Origin of the sequence: Promicromonospora sp. MEB111 (genome assembly GCF_030209445.1) — a bacterium.
Classification (GTDB): domain Bacteria; phylum Actinomycetota; class Actinomycetes; order Actinomycetales; family Cellulomonadaceae; genus Promicromonospora.
The window spans coordinates 139,472-161,888 of sequence record NZ_JARVSD010000011.1 but is presented as its reverse complement, the minus strand read 5'-3'; the positions used below and the strand labels follow the sequence as shown (position 1 = coordinate 161,888).

General features: G+C 67.2%; 13 protein-coding genes. 5 read left to right on the top strand and 8 right to left on the bottom strand.

Going from position 1 to position 22,417, the window contains the following annotated elements; genetic code table 11:
* Window positions 1-494: 494 nt before the first annotated feature.
* On the bottom strand, window positions 495-7,106 hold the full coding sequence (locus QRN56_RS13535; RefSeq protein WP_285104033.1) for an RHS repeat domain-containing protein: 6,612 nt from the start codon (window positions 7,104-7,106) through the stop codon (window positions 495-497).
* Between the two features lie 113 nt (window positions 7,107-7,219).
* Window positions 7,220-10,141: a LamG-like jellyroll fold domain-containing protein gene (locus QRN56_RS13530; protein WP_285104031.1), complete on the bottom strand. Its 2,922-nt coding sequence runs from the start codon at window positions 10,139-10,141 to the stop codon at window positions 7,220-7,222.
* 679 nt (window positions 10,142-10,820) lie between these two features.
* On the opposite strand from QRN56_RS13530, the gene QRN56_RS13525 reads away from it, so the two are divergent.
* Complete coding sequence (locus tag QRN56_RS13525; protein ID WP_285104029.1) at window positions 10,821-11,033, top strand: helix-turn-helix domain-containing protein; 213 nt, start codon at window positions 10,821-10,823, stop codon at window positions 11,031-11,033.
* Between the two features lie 82 nt (window positions 11,034-11,115).
* On the opposite strand, the gene QRN56_RS13520 is transcribed toward QRN56_RS13525, so the two are convergent.
* The 5 genes from QRN56_RS13520 to QRN56_RS13500 all read right to left on the bottom strand — a co-directional run bounded on the left by QRN56_RS13520 (window position 11,116) and on the right by QRN56_RS13500 (window position 16,495).
* Window positions 11,116-12,423: a tyrosine-type recombinase/integrase gene (locus QRN56_RS13520; protein ID WP_285104027.1), complete on the bottom strand. Its 1,308-nt coding sequence runs from the start codon at window positions 12,421-12,423 to the stop codon at window positions 11,116-11,118.
* A 193-nt stretch (window positions 12,424-12,616) separates the two neighbouring features.
* Window positions 12,617-14,467, bottom strand: a complete 1,851-nt coding sequence (locus tag QRN56_RS13515) for a DUF2075 domain-containing protein (protein WP_285104025.1) — start codon at window positions 14,465-14,467, stop codon at window positions 12,617-12,619.
* Between the two features lie 207 nt (window positions 14,468-14,674).
* Entirely contained in the window at window positions 14,675-15,016 is a 342-nt protein-coding gene (locus tag QRN56_RS13510) for a nucleotide pyrophosphohydrolase (protein ID WP_285104023.1), read from the bottom strand.
* Window positions 15,017-15,102: 86 nt separating this feature from the next.
* Window positions 15,103-15,375, bottom strand: coding sequence for a DUF1330 domain-containing protein (locus tag QRN56_RS13505; RefSeq protein WP_285104021.1), 273 nt, complete (start codon window positions 15,373-15,375; stop codon window positions 15,103-15,105).
* 199 nt (window positions 15,376-15,574) lie between these two features.
* Entirely contained in the window at window positions 15,575-16,495 is a 921-nt protein-coding gene (locus QRN56_RS13500) for an HIT family protein (RefSeq protein ID WP_285104019.1), read from the bottom strand.
* A 181-nt stretch (window positions 16,496-16,676) separates the two neighbouring features.
* On the opposite strand from QRN56_RS13500, the gene QRN56_RS13495 reads away from it, so the two are divergent.
* Window positions 16,677-18,230: a TIR domain-containing protein gene (locus QRN56_RS13495; RefSeq protein WP_285104018.1), complete on the top strand. Its 1,554-nt coding sequence runs from the start codon at window positions 16,677-16,679 to the stop codon at window positions 18,228-18,230.
* A 172-nt stretch (window positions 18,231-18,402) separates the two neighbouring features.
* On the opposite strand, the gene QRN56_RS13490 is transcribed toward QRN56_RS13495, so the two are convergent.
* Window positions 18,403-19,365 (bottom strand): NADP-dependent oxidoreductase, encoded by a 963-nt coding sequence (locus tag QRN56_RS13490; protein WP_285104017.1) that lies wholly within the window; start codon window positions 19,363-19,365, stop codon window positions 18,403-18,405.
* Window positions 19,366-19,488: 123 nt separating this feature from the next.
* On the opposite strand from QRN56_RS13490, the gene QRN56_RS13485 reads away from it, so the two are divergent.
* Genes QRN56_RS13485 through QRN56_RS13475 form a run of 3 tightly spaced genes read left to right on the top strand, consistent with a single transcriptional unit; the run spans window position 19,489 to window position 22,360 of the window.
* Complete coding sequence (locus QRN56_RS13485) at window positions 19,489-20,493, top strand: GlxA family transcriptional regulator (RefSeq protein WP_285104015.1); 1,005 nt, start codon at window positions 19,489-19,491, stop codon at window positions 20,491-20,493.
* Window positions 20,490-21,665, top strand: a complete 1,176-nt coding sequence (locus QRN56_RS13480) for a sensor histidine kinase (RefSeq protein WP_285104013.1) — start codon at window positions 20,490-20,492, stop codon at window positions 21,663-21,665. Before QRN56_RS13485 ends, QRN56_RS13480 begins: the two co-directional genes overlap by 4 nt.
* Complete coding sequence (locus QRN56_RS13475; RefSeq protein ID WP_502928802.1) at window positions 21,653-22,360, top strand: response regulator; 708 nt, start codon at window positions 21,653-21,655, stop codon at window positions 22,358-22,360. The genes QRN56_RS13480 and QRN56_RS13475 overlap by 13 nt, the downstream gene beginning before the upstream one ends.
* The last annotated feature ends 57 nt before the right edge of the window (window positions 22,361-22,417 follow it).

Here is a 22,417-nt window from a genome sequence, read left to right as displayed (position 1 = left end):
GCCGAAATCTTCCAAGCAGTGAAACTGTCGAACTCTGGTGTCGGCGTCCGCCTTCTCCTCGATGGTAGGTGGGGTGACGGGATCAGTGTGGCCTGGCCCGAGAACTAGATGTGGCACGCACGAGCCGCGGAAACATTCAGATGTATGGCGTTGTTCGGGACCGTGATGGCGACAACCATGGATTACTTACCGATCACGGTGGTCCCGCTCATCAATCACCAGCGTGTAATTCGGGATTGCCTCAGAGCCACGCGCAGCAATGTTACCCCGCGCGGGCACCAACGTTCGGTTTGGCGCGAGACCACGTAGGCATGTATCACACCAAAAAACGGCCATCGCCCGCGCAGCTCCAACATTGTCCGCAACGAAGACCAGCCGAAGTGTCATATTCGCACAGTGCGGGCATCGGACATTTCCCAGGTTCGACGGATCGCTATAGGCAAGTTCGTACGCGTTGAGCCAGGATTGATATTCATTTATCGAGCTACTCGGACTCATCGACTTGACCACCAGGCATCCTCGAAGGCGATTGCCGCCTGCTCCCACTTGTTTGCTGCATCATATACCGTCGGGTACCCCATCCCGGAGTCGATCTGGTGCACATGAAATCTCTCGTGCGCGAGCGTGCGCGCCAGTTGCTCCTCGTTCTCAAAGGCATTTCGAAAGAGTGTGATTGTCTTGTCAGGAGCCGTACTTCCATAGGCCCCTGCTCGAGATTTGTCAATCCTCACTCGAACGCCCGTCAGATCGACGTCATACTTGCACGCCACGTCACAGACACTATCCATATTCATAGGGAGGCGGGCGCTCGGGGACTTCCCACCCGCCCGTAGAAGTGCACTCTCCGCGCTCGCCGCGCCACCTGCTGCCCGAGCTGCTCCGCTGGCCCCCGCGGTCGCAACCCTGGTTGCGCCAAAACTGCCAGCCCAACCGACCAACTCAAGCTCAAGTTGATCCTGCCATGCCAGTGGTCCGCGTTCGCCCCAAAACTCCCAGAAGAGGGCAGGGTCGTTCCATGCGTGGTATGTGTCGATTCCGAAATTCACCGAATTGGTGATGAAGAAGTCGCCCCACCCCTCTTGCGTCAGATAAGGGGGCAGTGCTGGCGGGATGGTGCCGTTGGCAACACCTTCATCGTAAAGAGACAGGTCGGAGGGATCTGCCACCGGAGCTTCGTCACCCGGGTCACTTGGCCCGCTAGATCCACCACCGTCGTACCCGTTGTCGCAACCACAACCACCGCCACTACCGGGGTCAAGTGTGTAGCCGACGTATTGGCCGGTGGGATCGCTCAAGGTGGTGGGGTTGTTGTTGGAGTAGGAGTACGCGTTCCACTGCTGGGGGTCGGTCAGGTCCATGACCGGGTCGATTGTGATGAACCGGCCGAGAGCCGTGTCATACATCCGTGCCCCGACCGCGGTCAGCCCGGTCGCGTCCAGCGGCTTGTCCAGGAATGCGTGGTCGCCAGCCCATCCGGCTGCTGCACCGGTTGTCCCACGTTCGACACCGAACGGGTCGGTGTACTTGCGGGTGACCACACCGGAGACGTTGGTGATCTGGATCTGAGCAGTGTTGTGGTGGTCGGGAACGATCGTTGCGACGTCGTCCCGGGCCATCCCCGTGCGCACTGCCACTGTCTTGCCCTCGAGGGCGTAGTACCGCGATGCCGTCAGCTGACTCGTGGTCTTGTCGAGCACGAGTTCTTGCCCGCCGGGCAGGTAGACCGTGGTCGTGGAGCCCTGCTCACCGGACTGGTGTCGGACCAATCGGTCGCCGTCGGCGGTGTAGACGTACTTGTCCCCGGCGGCCTTTTCGGTGTCGGAGACGGTTCCGTCGCCGTTCTGGTCACTCCCGACACTGGCCAGCTCGCCTTCGGCGTCCCAGGTCAGGGCCTGTGCGGCCTGGCCCGCCACGGCTCGCTGGAGCATGTTCCCGGAAGCGTCGTAGATGAACGACGAGGTCCCGGCGTCAGTCCCGGTAGCAGTCACCCCGGTGACCGCATGTGGCCGCGCCACACCCGGCCCGGAGGTCGGGTAGGCGTAGGTCGAGGTCGTCGACGTCGCGGCAGTACCGCCGACCGCCGGAGTGCGGGTCGTGACCCCGGTCCGATTGCCGATCGCGTTATACGAGTAGGTGTTCCAGTACGGCGCGCCCCCGCCGAGCACGGTCGAAGTCGTGGGCGACGTGGCGCAGTCGCCATTGGACGGCGTCCACGCCTGAGTCAGCCGGCGCGCCCAGTCATACCGGTAGCACTGCTGATCGGCCGGCTGGCCGCCATCCGCTGTCACCGGGGTGTCCTTGACCGAGGTCAGGTTCCCGGCGTCGTCCCACGCATACGCAGCGTTGACCAAGGAGTCGATACTGCCGTCCGCGCGGTGAGCGTTCTGGGTCACGCCGACCAGGCGGCGCGTGCCACGCTCGATGTTGAGGTAGTGCTGGTAGCTGTACTCGGAACCAAGGTCGAGGTAGTCCAGTTCGCCGAACGGCGAGTGGGTCGCCGCGACCACGTAGTACCCGTAGTTCCCCGCACCCGACAGGGCGTCGGGCAGGTTCGCGGCCCCGTAGTGGATCCGGACGTTCTCTGCGCTCAGCTGTCCAGCGGCCGGGTAGTCGGTCTCGTACAGGCGACCGTCCTGCGTGTAGGTGTACCCGGTCGTGTACGAGGTGCCCGCCAGGCTGCCCAGCGCCGTCACGTTCGTCGGAAGTGTCACCTTCTGACCGGTCGGCTGGTAGTCGTTGGAGTACCCCGTCACCGCGGTGATGTACTCCGCGGTGCCCTCCACACGGCTGCTGGAAGTGAGCTGTCCCTTCTGGACGGTGTCGTAGGCCCACTTGGCGCGCACCGTGCCGCTGACCCCGCCCGACCGCTGCGTGGTCTTCCGGTCCAGCGCGTCGTAGGTATAGCCGAGGATCTGGTTGCGAGCGTCCTTCGTGGTCAGGACGTTGCCGACCTCGTCATAGGTGGTCTCAGTGGTGCCCTTGTCCGGGTCGGTCGTGAGGGTCTGCCGACCCCGCAGGTCGTACTCGTAGCCCCACTGGTTGCCCGCGTCGTCGGTCACGGACTCCAGGCGGTTGGCGTGGTCGTACTTGTACGTCGTGTCGTGGTGCGTACCCGAGTGGGTCGCGCCTTCGTACTGACGCAGCTCGATCGTGTTGCCTCGTGCGTCATTGATCGTCGTGGTCGGGGTGCCACCGGCAGGCGGGTTGACGTGCACGCGGTCACCGGCGTAGGTGGTGAGTGTCGTCCACGATGGGTCGTAGTTGCCGTCCGTGTCGGGCATGTTGTCCTCGCCGACATAGAACGTCTCGTTCACCGCGCGGCCGGCGCCGTCGAACTGGGTGACGGTGCGAGATGGTACGGCGATGGTCGGTTTGGCGAGCGTCGTGACCGGGGCGCTGGTGTTGTACCAGCCGTCGTTCGTCTTGATCGGCAGGTTGCGCGAGTCGTAGATCGTGTCGGTCACCACACGTCCAGGCTGGGTATCCGACGCCGACGGTGCCTGTGTCTGAATCGAACGCAGCAGACCGTCGAAGATCTGGGTCGACTTCACGTACGCCGACGCGTCATGGTTCAAGGTCTCGGTGATCACGGCGTTCAGGCCCGTGGTCCGCACCCAGTACGCGTACTTGGTGTTCGGGGTCGCGGTGGCCTGGGGACGGCCAGGCTCCCAAACTTGCTTGAGCCGGCCCAGCGCGTCATAGCTGCCGGACGTGACCTTGCCGTTGGGGTCGGTGATCTTGATCGGGGAACCCCAGGCGGGATCGACCTCGGTGGTCGTCTCATGCACCGTGAGCGCGCCGGTCCCGTCAGGGTCCGGGCTTGTCACCTTGGTCTGCGAATTCAAACCCGCGGCGGTATCCACGTAGCTGGTCTCCGTGACCCGGAGCTTGGGGTCGGTGACCTTGGTCGGCCGTGCGTAACCGGTTCCGACGAGCTCGTAGTCCGTTGTCGTGGAGACGTACTTCGGGGTGGTCCCCTCGTACCGATCCAGCTCCTCAGTCTTTGTCACCAGGCCGCGCGACAGCGTGCCGCCGTCGTACGTGTACTTCGTCTCGGAGATCGCCTGATCCGGCAGTGTAGGCGTCTGGTCGCAGCGCACGCTGACAACGTCCTGCTGCTGCACCGGCGTCAGCTGATTACGGGCCAGCACCGCCGCGCTCGCGCCCGGGTTCACCATGTAGGCGGTGGTCGTGCAGGTCTCGTCTCCGGTGGTACTGGTGTCGCCCCGGTCGGACACCGTGTGCGGCCGACCGAAACCGTCGTGCACGGTGTCGACCTGCGTGACCATCTGACCACTGGCACGTTCCGGGGCTCGCGCGGTGGTCACCACCGAGCTAACACCGGTGTGGAACGCTTCCTTGGAGGTGTCGTCCGGATTCGTCGCCGTAGAGGACGAACGCCACGGCGTGCTCACCGTCGAGGACACCTGGGTGTCACCCGCGGCATCCTGGTAGGTGATCTCCTCGCGCACCATCCCGGCATACTGGTCGAGATCCGTGATGCCATCGACATCTTCCGACTTGACGGTGTTGCCATCGCGGTCGTTGCGGTCGCCGTCCATTCCTTGGAAGTACCGGTAGGCAGTCCGCAACCGCGGAGCGTTCGCATCCCCGCTGTCGCCGGTGTACACATCCACGCGGGAGTAGCCGCGGAGCTCACCCCAGGTGCGTTCCTTGGCCTTGACCAGCTCGTTGTCGTCGTAGTGCCACGCCGGGCCACCCGTGTACACGAAGTCCGTGGTCACCAGTGTGCCGCCGATCGCCGAGCCCGCCGACTCGGTCATCCGCTCCACCCGGTAGTGATGGAAATAGTGCTCCGTCGCTTCCTCCACGCCCGGTGGGGTGAAGAACACCGGCATGCACCGCTTGTCATTGCTCCACGGGTTGGCCGGAAGAACGTTCGACGAGCACTCCGTCCCGGAATAGTCGATAGCCGTGACGCCACCAGACTCAGAAAGGATCTCGTTCACGCGCAGGCGCGTCATCGCTTTGGCACCGTCGTCGCCAATGCCGTTGACCCGGTTCGCCAGCTGCTCACTCGTGAAATCGACCACCGGCAACGCGAGGTCATCAGTGTCGTCGTTGTTGCCACCCAGGCCCTTGTGGGTGATCGTGTCCAACCACAGGGTCGGCATGGAATCGCCGACCGTCGGCAACGTCTGGACCAGACCCCAGTTGTCGACACCCACCAAGGTGCCGTTGGACCGGATCTGTGTGGTGATCCCGGTCATGCGGAACCGGTCGAAGAAGACCTGGCTCTGCACGTCCGGGCACGTCGTGCTTGACGTGCACACCAGGTCCAGGGGCAGGTCGGGCCAGTGCGAACCGTGCTCGACGGTGCGGTCCTCGGCCGCGCACGTGAACGTGCTGGTCGGGATGCATCGCTCTCCGTAGGAGAATGCGACACGCGCCGGGGCCTCAGCAGTCGACCCGGTCTTGGTGCCGTACTCGATCGAGGCCAGGCGCCCGCCGGTGACGTACTGCGTGACGCCGCCGTTGTTGTTGTGGCCGTACCGGTTGACCTCACGGTTGTAGGTGTAGGTCATCGTGTTGCCGCGTACGTCCTCGACGTAGTCGAGCATCCATCGCCAGCCCATGGTGCAGGCAGAGCCCGAGTACGTCGTGACGTTGCACGGCTCGCCGGCGTGGTTGCTGTACACGCGCGCGAAGTAGACCGAGCCCAGCGCGGCTCCGGTGGCCGAGGTCTTGTTGCGCCCGAAGTAGTACTTGGTCCCGTCGTCCGTGGTGACGATCCAGTACTCGCCGGCGTCGGTGCCGTCCTCGCCCTCGCCCCACCCACCGGTCGCCCGGGTGACCATCGTGTTGTCGTCGTTCACCGGACGCCACGTGTCCGACTCACCGTCACGGACCAGCTCGGTCGCAGACCCGTTGAAGACGAGGGTGGCGTTGTTCGTCTTCCAGCACAGGTCGCCGGTGTCACGCGTCGCGTTGTTCGGCGCGACGTTGTTCTTGTCCTGCTGGTCTTCGACGCAGGGCACGTACTTGCGCTCCACGTACCCAGAGACGTTCGCCTCCCAGCCGTCACCGACCTGCGAGGACTGCGTGTTGCTAGATGCGACCTTGCCGTCCAGCGAAGCCGAGGAATAGGCCAGCGACAGCTGCGGGGACAAACCTCCCGGGACCGGTGGCGTCCGCATCGGGTAGGACCAGTTGAAGCTACCGGTCTGCTCGGACACGTCCCAAGACGCCGACGCCGACAACGACGTCGCGGCCCAGTCACCGTTCGGGCCCTCGTCCTCGGCCATCAGTGCGACCACGGTCTGGCTCTGGGCCGTGGTGCTGCTGGCCGAACGCGCCGCCGTGTTGGCCGTGCCCTCAGCGAGAAGGTCGACCTCACCCGACAGGATCATGGCGCCCGACGTGGCGCTCTCGCCGCGCTGATCGTCGAGCGTGACGTGGTCGAGTGGGACGCGCGTGCGGCACTCCTCCAGCTCTGGTGTGCTCAGGGCGCACTGCGGCAGCTGCACCAGCGTCAATCGGGAGGCAAGGTCGGCGCCCGCTCCGGCGAGGAATCCGACGTCCACTCCCACGCGCACGCGGGTGGTCTCGTCAGCGCTAGCAGTGGTACGGGAGGTTGTGACGGCGGCCGATCCTGATTGATCCAGGGTGATGACACCGCCGATCGCGCCGACCTGTGCCGCGATCGAGCGCGGCTCGTGCTCGACGCGGACGTCGCCGGCAGCAGCGACCGCGCTACGAGCAGCTCCCGCTTCCTTGCCGGCGGTCTGCTCGGCGGCCGCCTGTTCGATCTGCACGGGCAGCCCACCCGCGCGACCCTCAGCGACCCCAGCGGCCGGTGCGGGCAACGGCAGGGTGACGTCACCGGCTGCAGGCCACGTCACCGGGTCGGCCTCGACCCGGGCCTCAGGCGTGTCCTCGTATCCGGTCAGATCTGGTGCCGGGGAGTCCGGGTCGACGTCGACAGCCGGGACCGGCGTCTCCTCCGAGGAGAGAGATGTGTCCTTGAGCTCCTCGCCGTACTCGCGGCGCTCCTCCAGAGTCCAGTTGGCCCGATCATCATCCGCCGCCGCAGTAGCGGGCACGACGCCCGTCCCCATCAGCGTGATCACGACGGCTGCGGCCACGACACTCATGCCAGCCTTACCCGTCCACCTTGCCGCGCCGTACCCGCTCACGAATGTCTCCCGCTCGTAGCCGCTAGCACCTGACGTTCGGACTGCCCTTGCACTCGCGCCACTCATGACTCCACCTGCACCGAGCAGAGCCGTGCGATCTCGGCGACGGCCGCCGCATCGCTGCCCATCCCGAGGACCTGGTCCTCGTACACGCGGACTTCGTCGATGGCGCCCTTGAACTGCCACATCGGGCTGCCGTCGCTGACTCCCGAGCCCAGGCGCAGGGGTCCTGTCGCGTTCCAAGCGGGCTGGAAGTCCTCCAAGTCGGATTGCTCGACCTCGTGGTGGCTGTTGGGTCCGGCCGAGCAGGCGTACGCGTGGATCTTGTCCGCCGTGGCGTCGTGTACGCCGACCACGAACGTCCACTCGTCAACTACTACTGGCAGGTCCACGAGGGCGATTGTGTTGTCGGAATTCGGATCGTCGGTGTTGCGCATCCAGAATGCCCAGCAAGGCTCACCTTCAGTGGGGCAGTCGGCGGACGTTGACAACCCGAGGTGGAAACTTCCGACGTGCTCGCCTTCTTGCGTAACTGCGGCTGCCGAGCCAGTCACCTCGCTCGGGTGCAGGAAGGCTGAGACAGAGAACGACTTGTCGACGCCCACCACAGCCTTGGACGACTTGGCCACGTCACCGGGCGCATCGAACACCAGGGCACCATCCGGTACGCCTGTCTCCGCCGTGGAGCCAGGCGGGAAGGTGCCGTTCACACCGTCGTAGCCCCATCCCCAGCCCACCGTCGAAGTCCTCGTCAGACCGCCCGTTCCCGAACCTGCGAGGCTATTGGCGGCTACCAGTGGCGGTGTCGTCTGCCAGCCTGCGTCATTGAACCGCCAGATACCCGTGGCGTGCGGGAACCCGACGTAGAACTCGTACTGCACAGGAATCCCAGATGTGCGCCCAGACACGTCATACGCGTACGCGGCGAGGAAGTTACGTCCTGCACGCGTGACGTCAGCCTCCAACGTCCCGGTCGTCGACTGGCCCGGATCGATGTCCGCCCACTCGGAGGGTTCCGTGGTGTTGATGCCGTAGTAGAAACCTTCGACGTCGTTGGAACCGTTGGGCGACAACGTGAACTTGATTGGCGTGCCGATCCCGCCTGAGACGATCCCGGGTGGGTAGTTCGAGCTGGTGATCTTCGGGTCGTTCGGGTCCTCTCCATCGACCCGGAAACGGCACGATGGAACATCGTCCCAGGAGAGCGTCCTGGTCGTCTCCACGATCGAGTCCGTGGACTTGGCTCGCGCCTGCCAGCGGTACTCCTTGTCCTTCACCACACCACTGGTCACCGTTGCGGTGGCATCAATGCCCGGCCCGACCGGGCCCCGCCAGCTCGACTGCCAGACCTGCTCACCCGTCAGCGCAACAACCCGGAACTGCAGGTATACCGGGGTGCCGTCCGGGTCGTTGGTCCGGGCCTCCAGCGTTGGGTTGTCTGACCGGAGCACCGGCCGGTTCTCGTCCTGGTAGCAGTCGTAGTCCGGCGCCGCGGCACTTTCGTCGTTCTTGATGTCCATCGACGCTTCGCTCGGTGCCAGCGGCGGACGGTCATACGTGATCCGCAACGCTCCGGAGTCGCCCCGGTACTGCTTCCACCAGGTCATGCTCGTCTCGTTCGCGGCCTGCAGCCCGATCGCGATCCACGACTCGTCCGCGTTCGCCTGGACCTTGGCCCGCGTCGTAAAGTCGAACTCCGCCCGGCCGGTCGAGCAGCCCGCACGGTGCGTGCCCGACCATGTGTCCTGCACCGGTCCCCAGTCAGGCTGGTTGCTCCAGGTCGTTGCGCTGCTGATCCGGCCCGTGGCGTACGCGTTGACCTGGCGCGACGTGCAGTCCCAGCTCGTCGTCCCGTCCACACCGAACTCGGCGCTAACGATGTCAGCGCCGTCAAGGTTGGCGAGATAAGTGCCGTTGTTGTCCAGGGAGAAGAACTCGAACAACAGGCGCTCAGTGTTCTCCACGCCAGCGCACCGCGCGTCCCAGCTCGGATTGCAAAATCCCAGGCCTTCGGAGCCCTCGTAGTTGAACGTGGCCGTGGTCGGCCAGTGGCTCTGCACCATCGCGTACCGGGCCGGGGTGTGCGCACCCATCTCCGGGTCGAGGTAGAACGGCGCCACGCTGCCTGGTGCCGTCAGTGCCGCGCCGTCCGCCACCACCGTGAAGGCGTTCTCGGACAGCTGCACCTCCATCGCGGCGACGTTGTCGCCCAGGACGGGCTGCTCCACCCGGTCCGGCGCGTCCTGCTCCACCAGGGCGCGAGCGGAGGGGCTGCTTTCGGCCTGGTCGCCACCGGCGCTGTCCCACATCAGGGCAGGCCCCGACGTGAACCGGGGTGTCCCGTCAGACTTCACGATCTCGAACCCGCCCTCGCTCTCCTGCAGGGTCAGGCCGGCGGACGTCTCCAACGGAAAGTCGAGCCCCAGCTCGCCCACCGGGTCGCCGGTCCGGTCAACCAGGGCGTCCAGAGCGGCAGTGTCCTCGAGTCGCACGACCGGCGTCACCGAGGTCCCCTGACCATTCAGTGAAGCGACCAGCGAGATCCCCTCACCGAGGTCGTACGTCACGCGGTCGTCTTCGACGCTAACGGCCCCGGTGATCGGCAGCGATCCAGAGAACATCCGCACCTGGTCGCCGTCGGGCCCGATGACCGCCAGCGGCAGGTCAGCACCCGCAGCACCACCTGGGTTCAGCCAGATCGGCTCCACACCACCGGTAACGGCGAGCATCCCCGTGGCTGCGTCAGGGGTCGCTGCGATCTGGACATCGACCGGAGCCCAGGCTCCGTCGTCGTCCGAGTCCTGCCGCACCGCCGAGACCGCCGTGTCGACAGCGACATGGCCCGTCTCGGCCTCTACCACGGCCGTCTGCCACGGAGTGAGCGAGTCGGTCACCGTGACGTCGATGTCGCACTCCGCGGCGATGGCCTCAGCCTCAAGGACCGTGCCTGCCTCGGTCACCGCACAATCTGCCTCGACGGACACCGGCACCGCCTCAGCCGACTCCCATGCGGCTGCGGGAAGCCCGACCATCACTCCGGACGACAGCGCGAGGCAAAGCGCTACCGCTGCCCCACCACGAAGACGCCCATCCGCACGACCCGACGTTACCACCATTGCCACCGGTGCTCCCCTAGTCCGCAAAGGCACCACCAGGACAGTGGGACCAAGACCGCGAAACCGTATCCAATCGGACAAGTCATCAAATCGTTTCGCGACCTAGATCGTGCGGACTTCACCCGGGTGAGATCGGCGCGCTCGCTGGGAAATAACCCACAACGCCGATCGGAAATATCGGACAATCGGTCACCAGGGAGCCGATTCTGATCACCTGGACTCACGCGGATGAACGCAAGCGGCGGGCCCATCCAGGCCGAGCGTGTCGCCGTCACCCTTTAGCGATCAGAACCCAGCGCAACACTCCACCGTTCAGCCGTCTCCCGTGGAGGGCGTGATCCCGACGGAGCGACCAGGTCGTCAGTGCGCAACGCACTGCTCCCCATCACGAGGCTTCGTGGCCGACCCACGGCGCTCAATCTACGAGCCACCACGCAGTTCGCCGCAAGTAGGCCCCGAGTGAGTGCGGTTCGGACAACTCGTGCCTCGTCGCCGGAGTTCGCTGCGCACCTGTGGCGTAGAGCCAGGACTTCGGAATGGAGCCATCATGCCGTACACCAACCCAGCACCCGCCCACCCCACCCACCTGGTCCCGCTGGCCGAGGCCGCCGAGCACTTTCACGTGTCCGTCAAGACGCTGCGTCGCCGAATCGCAGACGGCACCATCGCGGGCTACCGAGTAGGCCGGCTCATCCGGGTCGACCTCGATGATTTGACACAGAGCCTTATTGTCACGATCCCGTCTGCGCGTTCCGTGTGAACGCCAGACAGATCGCGGCAGCGCGTACCGTGCGACCACAGCGGCTGGACCTCCTCGCGGAGGAGGTCCAGCCGCTCGAGCATCAAGCAGCCCTGTCCCTTCGGGACTTCGCACGCTCCTTCTCCAGCCGGATCTCCTCCCCCGCCGTCGCACTCATCCGCGCCGCGAGCTCGATGTCCCGAGCCATCGTCGCCTTCTGGTACCGCAGCAGCACCGTCACATCGGAGTGCCCGCCACGCCGCATGAGCTCAGCCAGCGTCGCCCCCTCCTGCGCAATCCGCGTCAGCCCCGTGTGCCTCAGGTCGTGGAACCGGTAGCCGTCCGGAAGCCCCGCCACGGCGCCCCGAGCGCCCGCCCAGATGCCGTTCCACCGCGACGCCGACAGGTACTGATTACCCCGCGCTGCACCCGGCACCACCGGCGCCATCCGCCCCCGTCCGACGTGCTGATCGAGGTGCTCGCGCAGCCGCTCGATCATGAGCGGAGGCACGGCCATGGACCGGCGGCCGCTGTCCGACTTCGGGTCCGAGAGCTTCCCCGTGCTCCCGTTCTTCTGCCGCCGCACATGCACGATCGCCGCGGTCCGGTCGCTGTTCCAGACGATGTCGTGCCGCTGCAGCCCCAGCACCTCCCCGCGCCGAAGCTGGCACCACGCCGCGAACAGCACAGCGATCCGCCAGGGCTGAGGCACAGCCGCGTGGAGCGCGTCGACCTGAGTCGGCGTGGCGACGTCGTCCTCAGGCGTGTGGGAGTCGTCGTGCCGCACGGACTTGCGCCTCGGCGTCGGAACATCCGGCATCTTCGCGAGAACCCCGTCACGTACCGCCGCCCGGAGGATCATCTTCAGCACGTCGACGGCGTCACCCGCGATCCCGTTGTGCCGGGCGTCCTCCTTGAGCACCGAGGGCATGGCAACGAGCTTGATCACGAGCGCGCGTACTCGGTCGGTATCGATCTCCCGGACCTTCACGTCCCCGAGCGGTGCCGTGAGGTAGTTGCGCACCCGCCCTCGGTACGCGAGCACGGTCCCCGGCCGGCGGAGCTTGCCGCCCTTGCCGGGCTCGGTCGCGATGCGTTCCAGCCACCGCTCGGCGTACTCGCGGAAGGTCACGTCCCTCGCGGCTGCGGCCTCCGCGGCAGCCCGACGTCGTCGGACGGCCTCGCCGGGCGGAAGCCACTCCCCTCGGCTGATCGCCGCGTGCACACCGTTGAGCCACGCACGAGCGTCACCCTTGGTGAGAAAGGTCAGCGGCTTGTCGTCCTCGGTCCGTGCCGAGTAGACCTTGTCGTCCGGACCCACAAAACGTGCCTGCCAGCGCTTCGAGGGCAGCTTGCGCAGCCTGCCCCATGCCTCTCGCTTCTGCGGCCTTACCTCGGTCTTCGTGCCCATCGTCGGTTCCCTCCTGGTCGTATCGGCGTGCCTCCTGCGTGCCTCTCGGGGAGGCAATTCGGGGCTCCTCACGTCCATAGGTGTCCACGACACCCCAGGACGCGAAGAGGCCCGGATCCGCGGAATTCCGCGGATCCGGGCCTCTGACCAGGTTCGACTCCCGAGAAACCGGGAGACCGGTCTCAGAAGTTGATCATGTGGCCGGACGCCGCCCAGACACCAACGACCGAAGAAACTCCCGAGTCTCCTCATCCGTGGAGTAGATCAGCGTCCCGACCATCCCCCGAGTAAGCAGAACCTTGTAAGTGTTCCGGGTCAGCCGTTCGAACCGAGCATCAGTGACACTCTTCTTGGTCAGCTCCCCGTCGCGACTCTCAGCCCGCTGCACGACCCACGCCCCTCGACCCGCACCGGCAGCCTGTCGCCACACAAGGTCAGGACCAAGGATCACTCCGTTCCAGTCGTACTCGAACCCCTGCGCCGTATACACGCACCCCACCTGTCCGAACCCAGCGGGATCGGTCGCCCACAAAGGAGACGGCGGCGCCCCGCCGACCGCGCGTTCGCCACGCAGATTCCACGGACGCTGCCAGGCGCCGATCGTGACGTCCGGAACGAGCGACCCATCGTCGCGGGGATCGGACCACGGCCAGCAGAAGCCGGCCGTCATCCGCGCGCCCTTGCCTGCATTTCGGTAAGCCTGCAGCCGCGACTCGAGTTCCTCGGGCGAGTCCACAACGTCGACCTCGAAGTTCTCATCCACGCCGTCCCACGGCTGAGGTCCGTCCTCGACATCACGCAGACCGAGCAGGCGCTCGACCCACTCGATATACGCGAGGCTGCCACCGGAACGGAACTGATCGGTCAGGTCGATCTGACGCACCTCGAGCCCCTTGGCCTCAGCAGCGAGACGAATGTCGTCAGGTGTTCCCATCTCACCGGGCCGCACCACCTGGTTCTGATCCAGCAGGAAGACGGGCACGCGAGCCGCGTCGAGCAGTTCGTCGACCTGTGCTCGTGCCCGCTCGCGGAGTTCCTTGCGGGTGTACCGGTCCACCGACTTCTCCCGGATGCGGTGTGCCTCGTCCAGGATCAGTACCTCGAGGCCGTTGCGTTCGGCCTCCATGAAGTTGTTGAAGTACTTGAACAGCCCTTGCGTCCGCGTGGAGCCCTTCCCCGCGACCTTTCGAAGCGTCTGGGTGAAGCTTCGTGAACCCGTCGCATGGATCGCCGTCCGGCCCTCCCGGGCAAGCTCGCCCATGAGCGACAGCGCGATCACGGACTTGCCCGAACCCGGGCCACCCGTCACCAGGACCACCGACTTGGAATCGGCGGTTACCGCCTTCTTCACCTGGTGCAGCACCAGGTCGCGCGCCGTCTTCTGCTCGTCAAGGAGAACGAACTGCTCCTGCTCGCGAATCTCCTTGGCCACGACAGACATGAGCTGCTTGGAAGGTGCGGTCTTGGAGCGAACGAGGCGGTCTGCAGCCTCGGCACCTGACGCGTCCTTGGCAAGCAGCGACTGCAGGTGCGCGATGAACTGGCTGCGGCGCTCTCCCGTGAACATGGGGGCCTGCGCGAGCTCCTTGCTCGCGAGCAAATCGCCGACGCCGAAGTCGGTCGCGTTGTGGAGGTACACGACGCCCTGAAGCTGGTCGGGCGTGTGCTCGAAGGCCTTTGCGAAATCACGCAAGTACTGGACGTAACCCGCGACCTGAGTGCTCGGGTGCGACGACAGATAGCCGGCGCCATCAACCTCGACGAGCGCGTCGTCGTCCTCCCACAGGTGCGCCTCGCTCCATTGCTTGAGCTCGACGACCACGTAGGAGTGATCTCCTGTTCGCGGATGGACTCCCGCGAGGATCGCGTCAGTTCGCTTCGACGTCAGCGGCAGGCGGTGCTCCAGCAGCACTTCCACCTGGTCCAGGCCGGCATCGCTCAGGTCGCGAGCGAGAGCCGGTAGCGAGTTGCGCCACGAGCGACGCTCGCCCGCACCGACGTACACACCTTGGCGAGAGAGCTGGTCTGCGAGATGCGTCTCCACAGCGGATGAGTCTGAGGTGAGCGACGACGACAACGACGCCGCCGAGTAGCGGATGACCGACAAGTACGTCCCCTGAGCAGCACGAATGAACGTGCGGCGGGGACATATCCGCAGGTCAAGCCGGAAGTCCGTCGATGCCGCGTAGGCAGGTCGAGTCTAGGCAGGTCAGGCGCGTGCGAGTCGACGGCGCACGGGCGATTCGCCCAATCAGGAAGCAGGCTGGGGCGGCGGAGGAAACCGCCCGTCGTTCCGCGAGATCTTCGCGTGGCCGGCCTGTACCAGATCGACGCCGCAGACGTCGGCCAGCTGGACCAGGTACAAGAAGACGTCGGCGAACTCTTCCTCGACATCGCCTCGCGTGCGAGGGTCGGCAAGCTTTTCGTGGACCTGGTCGTCCGTGAGCCACTGCATCTCTGCGAGAAGCTCGCCCACCTCGCCACCCAGCGCCATCGCAAGATTCTTCGGTGTGTGGAACTGGCCCCAGTCCCGGGCGCGAGCGAAATCGCGGAGTCGGTCCCTGACGGACTCGATGGTGGTGGCGTCGTCCATGAGGTTGATTCTGCCCCGCTGTACGACTCCCCCCACTTCGACGCCGCTCGGCGAGGGGCGATGAAGCAGGGATCGTCGATCGACCCTCAGGCACCTTCCACGAGAACGACTCGGAAGATGGCTCCCTTGAACCGGTGCTCCGCCGCCGCCTGATAGGCGGGGCTGTCGTACCACGCGCGGGCAGCGGCCGTCGTCGGGAACTCGATCACCACGATTCCCTCGGGTGCAGGGCCTTCGAGGATCTGCTGCTCGCCGTATGCGGCGAGGATCTTGGCGTCATGTCTTTCGAACGACTTCCCGACATTCTCCAAGTAGGCGTCGACCTCGGACTGGTCGTGCGTGCTTTCCTTGAAGAACACGACGTAAGCACTCAAGGCGGGGCCCTTTCGAACGGCTTCTGGCGATGCGTGTCGTTGAGGCGTCCAGCCAACAATCCATCTAACGCCTGTGAGCGCCGAGCATAGCGACTGGTCAGAGATGCCGACCGCGTGGCGTCGTCACACGGCGGCGATCGGGAGCCGCCGGATGTCCACTCGCTGCACGATTCCCCTCCCGGCATCAGGCCCGCCACACCGCACTGATCACAATCACTACACCGATCAACGCAAGCACCCCGTAGAACGGCAGGATCGACCACGACCTCCAGACGTTCCAGCCGGGCAGCCATGGCCTGCGCGCGGCCGCCAGCCGGCCCGGCCGCGAACCCGGCCGCGCCGGCACAGCGACACCGGAAGGGTCCAGCGAGAAGGCTCTGATCGGCGCGGCGTTCCGCGCGACGGCGTCGTAGAGCTGCCGGTACTCACGCTCGACGCGCAGGTAGTTGGCGTCGATGTACATGAGCAGGAGCACCGTAGCCAGCCCGAGCAGCGCCAGGCCGGCGGACCGTTCGGTCACGCCGAACCCGTACAGGGCTGTAACCACCGGGAGCAGCCAGGTCTTCACGTTCGCCGAGGCGCCGGCCATACGGGTCACGACGGCCTGGACGAGCTCAAGATGCTTGCGACGGTCCTCACCGCTCGGTCCGTCACCCACAGCCACCCCGGTCTGGCATGCCGTGCGCAGCAGCGCCCATGCCTCGTCCTTCTCGGCCTCCGAGTACCTCGTCCTGGCGGGCCAGATGCGTCCCATCGCATCCCCGGCCCGTCTCGGCACGAGGTGTACGTGCAGGTGGAACACAGTCTGCGTGGCGGCCGCACCGTTCGACTGGATGACGTTGAGGCCTTCGGGACGGAGCGCCTTTCTGACGACGCCGGCGAGCCGCACGCAGACTCGCCCGAGGTAGGCGGCCTCGCTCTCGTCCAGCGCCCAGATGTCCGGTACGTGACGGCGCGGAACGACGAGGACGTGCCCGACGACCGCCGGCTTGGTCGGGAAGAAGGCCACCACGCGTTCGTCCTCGTAGATCACGCGGGCGGCCGGATCGTCCCCGCGAACGATCCTGCAGAACGAGCACCTGTCGGACGTCGTCAAGGTCGGCACCTCTCCGCGCAGGGCAGGACACGGGCGTCACCACTGTCCGTGTCCCGGATGTCACCTTCGTGACGATCCTTCCAGACGGTTCGCATGACGGAAACACCCGCCAACCGGTGGTGGCGCCGGACGACGCCGGTCGGGAAGGATGACGGGCACCAGGCATCTCCACCCAGGTCAGAGGAGTGCGATGACGCGGGACGTGTACCAGCTAGCCCAGGTCTTCAACGAATCGCAGGCGTCGGGCATCACCTACGTCGCGCCGGCCGAAACACAACGACTCAAGGGTTCGCTCGTGACGCCGGGAAAGCACGTCACCCTCGTCGGACCGTCCGGGAGCGGCAAGTCGACCGTCGCCGAGCGGGCACTCGCAGCAGCCGGGTTCGACGCGGACCGGGTCCTCTCCTTCAACGCCCGGGCCCATACCGGGGCGCAGAGCATCTTCACCGTCCTCGGCGCCGAGCTCGGCGTCGGGCGGACGGCGAAGGCGGTAGAGCCGAGGCTGCGGGAATTCGACCTGATCAAGATCGAGGACGTCCACCGCCTCTCGCTCAAGGCGCGCACCCAGCTCGCCTCGCGCCTCAAGCTCTGGCACGAGAGCGGCATCCGCGTCTTCATGATCGGGATCGCCAAGACGAGCGACGCGATCCTCGGCCACGACCCGGAGCTCGCGATCCGGAACGACACCTGGTATCTGGGCACGCAGAGCGACACGTTCATGGACACGCTCATGACCCAAGGGGAACGCGCCCTCAACATCAAGTTCGACGACGCGACCCGTGGTGCGGCGATCAGGGCCGCCAGGGGATCACCGTCGATCTTCCAGGCGATCTGTCGGTCTGCTTGTGTCGAGGCCGACGTGATGCGGACGGCCGCGGAGCCGCAGCAGGTCGCCATCGACCTCGCCGTCGTCGCCCCGCAGATCGCCAAGCAGTTCGACGGCCGCTACATCCGGAAGATCGTCCGCCTGACACAAGGGCGGCGTTCTGTGCACGACGTCTATTTCAAGTTCGTCCAGCGCGCCGCAACCAGCGAGGGGTTCCGCACCACCTACAAGGAGCTGGACGCCGCCGTCGTCGGAACCGCCGACCCGGCCATCAAGGGCCGGGTCAGGAGCGCGTTCCGCCGCGCGATCGATTCCCTCCCGGCCGTGATCGAGGAGAGCGGCCTGGACGCGACCCTTACCTACGAGCACCGGACCCTGCGGATCGATGACCCGGCCTTCCGCTTCTACCTCGACCACCTCGACCTCACCCAGGTCAGCTCCGAGGTGGTCCCCCGTCGGTCGAGGTACGAGTACGACGTGGCGGTGTCGTTCGCGGGGAACGACCGGTCGGTCGTTCAAAAGTTCGTCGAGATGCTCGAGGAACGAGACCTCAAGGTCTTCTACGACTTCAACCAGCAGGCGGAGCTCTGGGGAAAGGACCTACGCCGCGGGCTCGCCCGCATCTACGGGGAGCAGGCACAGTTCATGGTCATCTGCTTGTCCGACGACTACCCCGAGCGCGACTGGACGACGTTCGAGTACGAGGTCGGAAGGAACGCGGCGAGCAAGCGGACCGAGGACTATCTGCTGCCCCTCATCGTCGGAAACCGGCCACCCATCACGGGGCTGCCCGCGACCTACGGCTTCCTCAGCCTGCAGGACCAGCCGATGGAGAAGGTGGCGGACCTTCTGCTGGAGAAGCTCGCCGCGGTGCAGGAGATCTCCCCGAGCGCTCTGCGGCTACGTCCGGCGCCCTGACATCGACGCCGACCTCACCGGACCATCCAGATCTTCACGATCCCGAGATCGTCCCTGAACGACGCGCCCTCGGTCCTGAACCCGCACCTCTCGTCGAACCGACCCGCTCATCGACCACCACGGGCTCGGGGAGCTGACCGGCGCGCAGCATCAGGTAAGCAGAAGCACCGCATCACCCCGCCACGTCCAGCACCAGCTTCCCCCGCGTCCGATTCCCCTCCCCCAGCCGATGCGCCTCCGCGACCTGCTCCAGCGCAAAAGCCCGCTCCACCTCGACCCGAACCGCACCAGAGTCGACCAGCCCACCGATCGTCGTCAGTGCCGGTGCATCAGGCTCCACCAGGAACGCGCTGGCACGCACCCCAGCCCGACGAGCCACGACCGCAAGCCGCTCAGAGACTCCGCTAGGGATCGACACAACCAACCCGCCAGCACGGGTCACCGACACCGACCGCACATCGGTGTAGTCATGAGCCCCGACCAGGTCGATCACTACGTCGACCTCGCCGGCGACGTCCTCGAACCGCTGCCGGGTGTAGTCGATCACCTGGTCGGCCCCCAGCTCCTTGAGCCAGGCGTGCCTCGGTTCGCTGGCCGTGGCCACGACCTCGGCACCGAGGTGGCGCGCGAACTGCACGGCCAGGTGCCCGACGCCGCCGGCCCCCGCGTGCACCAGCACGCGCTGCCCGGCCCGCACAGCGGCGGTGTCGACCAGCGCCTGCCATGCGGTGAGCGCGGCGAGGGGCAGGGCCGCGGCCTCGACGTGACCGATCGAGTCCGGCTTGCGGGCGAAGTGGCGCGAGGGCGCGGTGACGAACTCGGCGTAGGCACCGGCGGGCCGCGGGAACCACGGCAGCGCATAGACCTCGTCGCCGGGCGCGAGCGTGGTGACGCCGAAGCCCACCTCCTCGACGACGCCGGAGACGTCCCAGCCCAGGATCGCCGGGAACGTCTGCAGGCCGGCCATGCCCTGGCCCGCACGGGTCTTCCAGTCCACCGGGTTGATCCCGGCGGCGTGCACCCGGACCAGCACCTCGGTCGGCAGCGGCTCCGGCCGGGCGACCCGCTCGACGGTCAGCACGTCGGGTCCGCCGAACTCCCTGATGGTGACGGCCCGCATCGTGTCCTCGCTCATGTCCACTCACTCACTGTCCGTTGAAGGTCGATCGCCGGGCCAACGCCCGGCGAGACCCACTCTGGGGCGCACCGACGGCGCCCAGTGAGTGGCCTGAAGGTCACCTGTCGTACCATTCTGGCCATGCCGCATCATGTTGCCGTCCTCGCTCTGGACGGCGTCCTGCCGCTGGACCTGGGCATCCCCGCCCGCGTGTTCAACGAGGCGCGCGCCGCCGACGGCACCCCGCTCTACTCCGTGAGCACCTTCTCGCCCGGGGGCCGGGCGGTCCGTACGCGCGAGGACTTCCGCATCGTCGTCGACCACGACGAGTCGGTGCTGCGGACCGCGGACACCGTGGTGATCGCCACCCAGGAGCCCGGCGAGCACCTGCTCGCGACGGGGACGCTGCCGGACGACCTTGCCGCGATCCTGGACCAGGTCCGGCCACAGACCCGCATCGTGAGCCTGTGCACGTCGGCCTTCCTGCTCGCGGCGGCCGGCCTGCTCGACGGCCGGCGGGCCACCACCCACTGGACGCTGTGCGACACCTTCGCCGAGCTCTTCCCCGACGTCGAGGTCGATCCGGACGTGCTGTTCGTCGACAACGGGCGCATCCTGACGTCCGCCGGCGGCGTCGCGGGCATCGACCTGTGCCTGCACCTGGTCCGCCGGGACCACGGGGCGGCCGTCGCGGCGGCCGCGGCGCGTCGGTGCGTGGCGGCCCCGTGGCGGGAGGGCGGGCAGGCCCAGTTCATCGAGCACGCCGTCCCCCGGGAGACCGACCGTTCGACGTCGGCCACCCGGGAGTGGGCCCTGCGGCAGCTGGCCGAGCCGATCACGCTGGAGGACATGGCGCGGCACGCGCACATGAGCGTGCGTACCTTCACCCGCCGGTTCAGCAGCGAGGCGGGCACCAGCCCGCTCAAGTGGCTGAACCAGCGCCGGCTCGCACACGCACGCCTGCTCCTGGAGTCCACCGACCTGCCCGTCGCCCGGATCGCCGCCGCGTGCGGCTTCGGCGATCCGGTCGCGCTGCGCAAGCAGTTCCACGCCTACCTGGGCCTCTCCCCGGTGGCCTACCGCCGTGCCCACAACGCGCCGGAGCCGACGGCGCGACCCGAGGCCGTCCTAGGCTCAGCACGATGAACGGCCCGACGACCGCCCACGCGCCCCCGCCCCGGCAGCCGCTGCGAGACCGCCTGGTCGACTGCGTCCTGATCGCGCTGGCCGTAGCGCTCGCCCTGATCGCCCTCCAGGTGCAGACCACCGAGCCCGACCCACTCCCCACCGGACTCCTCGTCGCCGACCGCCTCACCGGCCTCCTCGGCTGCATCGCCCTGTGGTGGCGCCGCACGTACCCGGTCCAGATCGGTATCGCCCTGGCCGCGACAAGCGTCTACTCCGAGACAGTCACCGGAGCCGCGATCGTCGCCCTCTTCACCGTCGCCGTGCACAGCTCGATCCGCGCCACGGCAACTGTCTGCGCCATCAGCGTCGCAGCCCTGAGCACCTACCAGCTCGTCTGGCCCGACCAGAGCACCCCGCCACTCACCGTGTTCACCATGATCGCCCTGGGTAACGCCGCGACCGTCGCGTGGGGCCTGACCATCCGCAACCGACGAGCCCTCGTCACCTCCCTGCGCGAGCGCGCCGCGGCCGCCGAGGTCGAGGCCCAGCTCCGCGCCGAGCGCTCCGAACGCGAAGCCCGCGAGACCATCGCGCGCGAGATGCACGACGTCCTGGGCCATCGCCTGTCCCTGCTCAGCGTCCACGCCGGCGCCCTCGCCTACGCGCGCACCGCGCCGCCCGACGACGTCGGCCGCGCCGCCGAGGTGGTCCGCGAGAACGCGCACCGCGCCCTCCAGGACCTGCGCGACGTCATCGGCGTGCTCCGCGCGCCCGTCGGAGAGCTGCCGATGCCGGCCGCAACAGACGTCCTCCAGCTGGTCGAGGACGCCCGCGCCACCGGTACCGAGGTAACCCTCCTGGACGACGCCGGGCTCACCACCGGCGCACGAACCATCCCGGACGTGCAGGGCCGCACGCTCTACCGCATGGTGCAGGAGTCGCTGACCAACGCGCGCAAGCACGCCCCGGGCGCACCGGTCACCGTCCGCATCACCGGGCGGCCCGACGACGTCGTCGTCGCCGAGGTGACCAACGCGCGCCCCGCAGCCACACCCCAATACCCCCAAGGCTCCGGGACCGGACTCCGCGGACTCGACGAACGCACCCGCCTCGTCAACGGCGCTCTCGACCACGGCCCCACCGACCGAGGCGGCTGGCGCGTCCGGCTGCGCCTACCCTGGCCGACGTGACCCATTCCGCCCCCGGCGACGAGCCGGCCATCGACGTCCTCATCGCCGACGACGACGCCATGGTCCGCTTCGGCCTCAAGATGATGCTCGACGGCGCCCCCGACCTCCGCGTGGTGGCCGAGGCAGGCGATGGCGCCGAAGCGGTCGAGCTGGCCCGGCGTCACCACCCCGACGTCGTGCTGATGGACATCCGGATGCCCGGCACGGACGGGCTCACCGCGACCGAGATCCTGCGCGGCGACTCCCCCGCACCCCAGGTCATGGTGCTGACCACGTTCGACGCCGACGCCCACGTGCTGCGCGCGCTCCGGGCCGGGGCGGCGGGGTTCCTGCTCAAGGACACGCCGCCCGACGAGCTCGTCGTCGCCATCCGGCACGCGGCCCAGGGGCGCCCCGTGCTCTCACCTGAGGTGACCCGGCGGCTCATCGCCAAGGTCGCGGAGTCGGACGACGACGCCCGGCGCACCACGGCCCGCGAGCGCCTCGACGCGCTCGGTGAGCGGGAGCGGGAGGTCGCCGTCGAGATCGGGGCCGGGCGGTCCAACGCCGAGATCGCGGCGCGCTTCTTCCTGGGTCTGACGACGGTGAAGACCCATGTGTCGTCGATCCTGGCCAAGCTCGGTCTGAACAACCGGGTCCAGGTGGCGCTGCTGGTGCAGGAGGCCGGGCTCGACTCCCCCGACGGACCGGAATGACCTGCGCGGGCGAGGAGGCTCCGACTTCGGTCGGCGAGTCCGGACCCATCGGCCGAT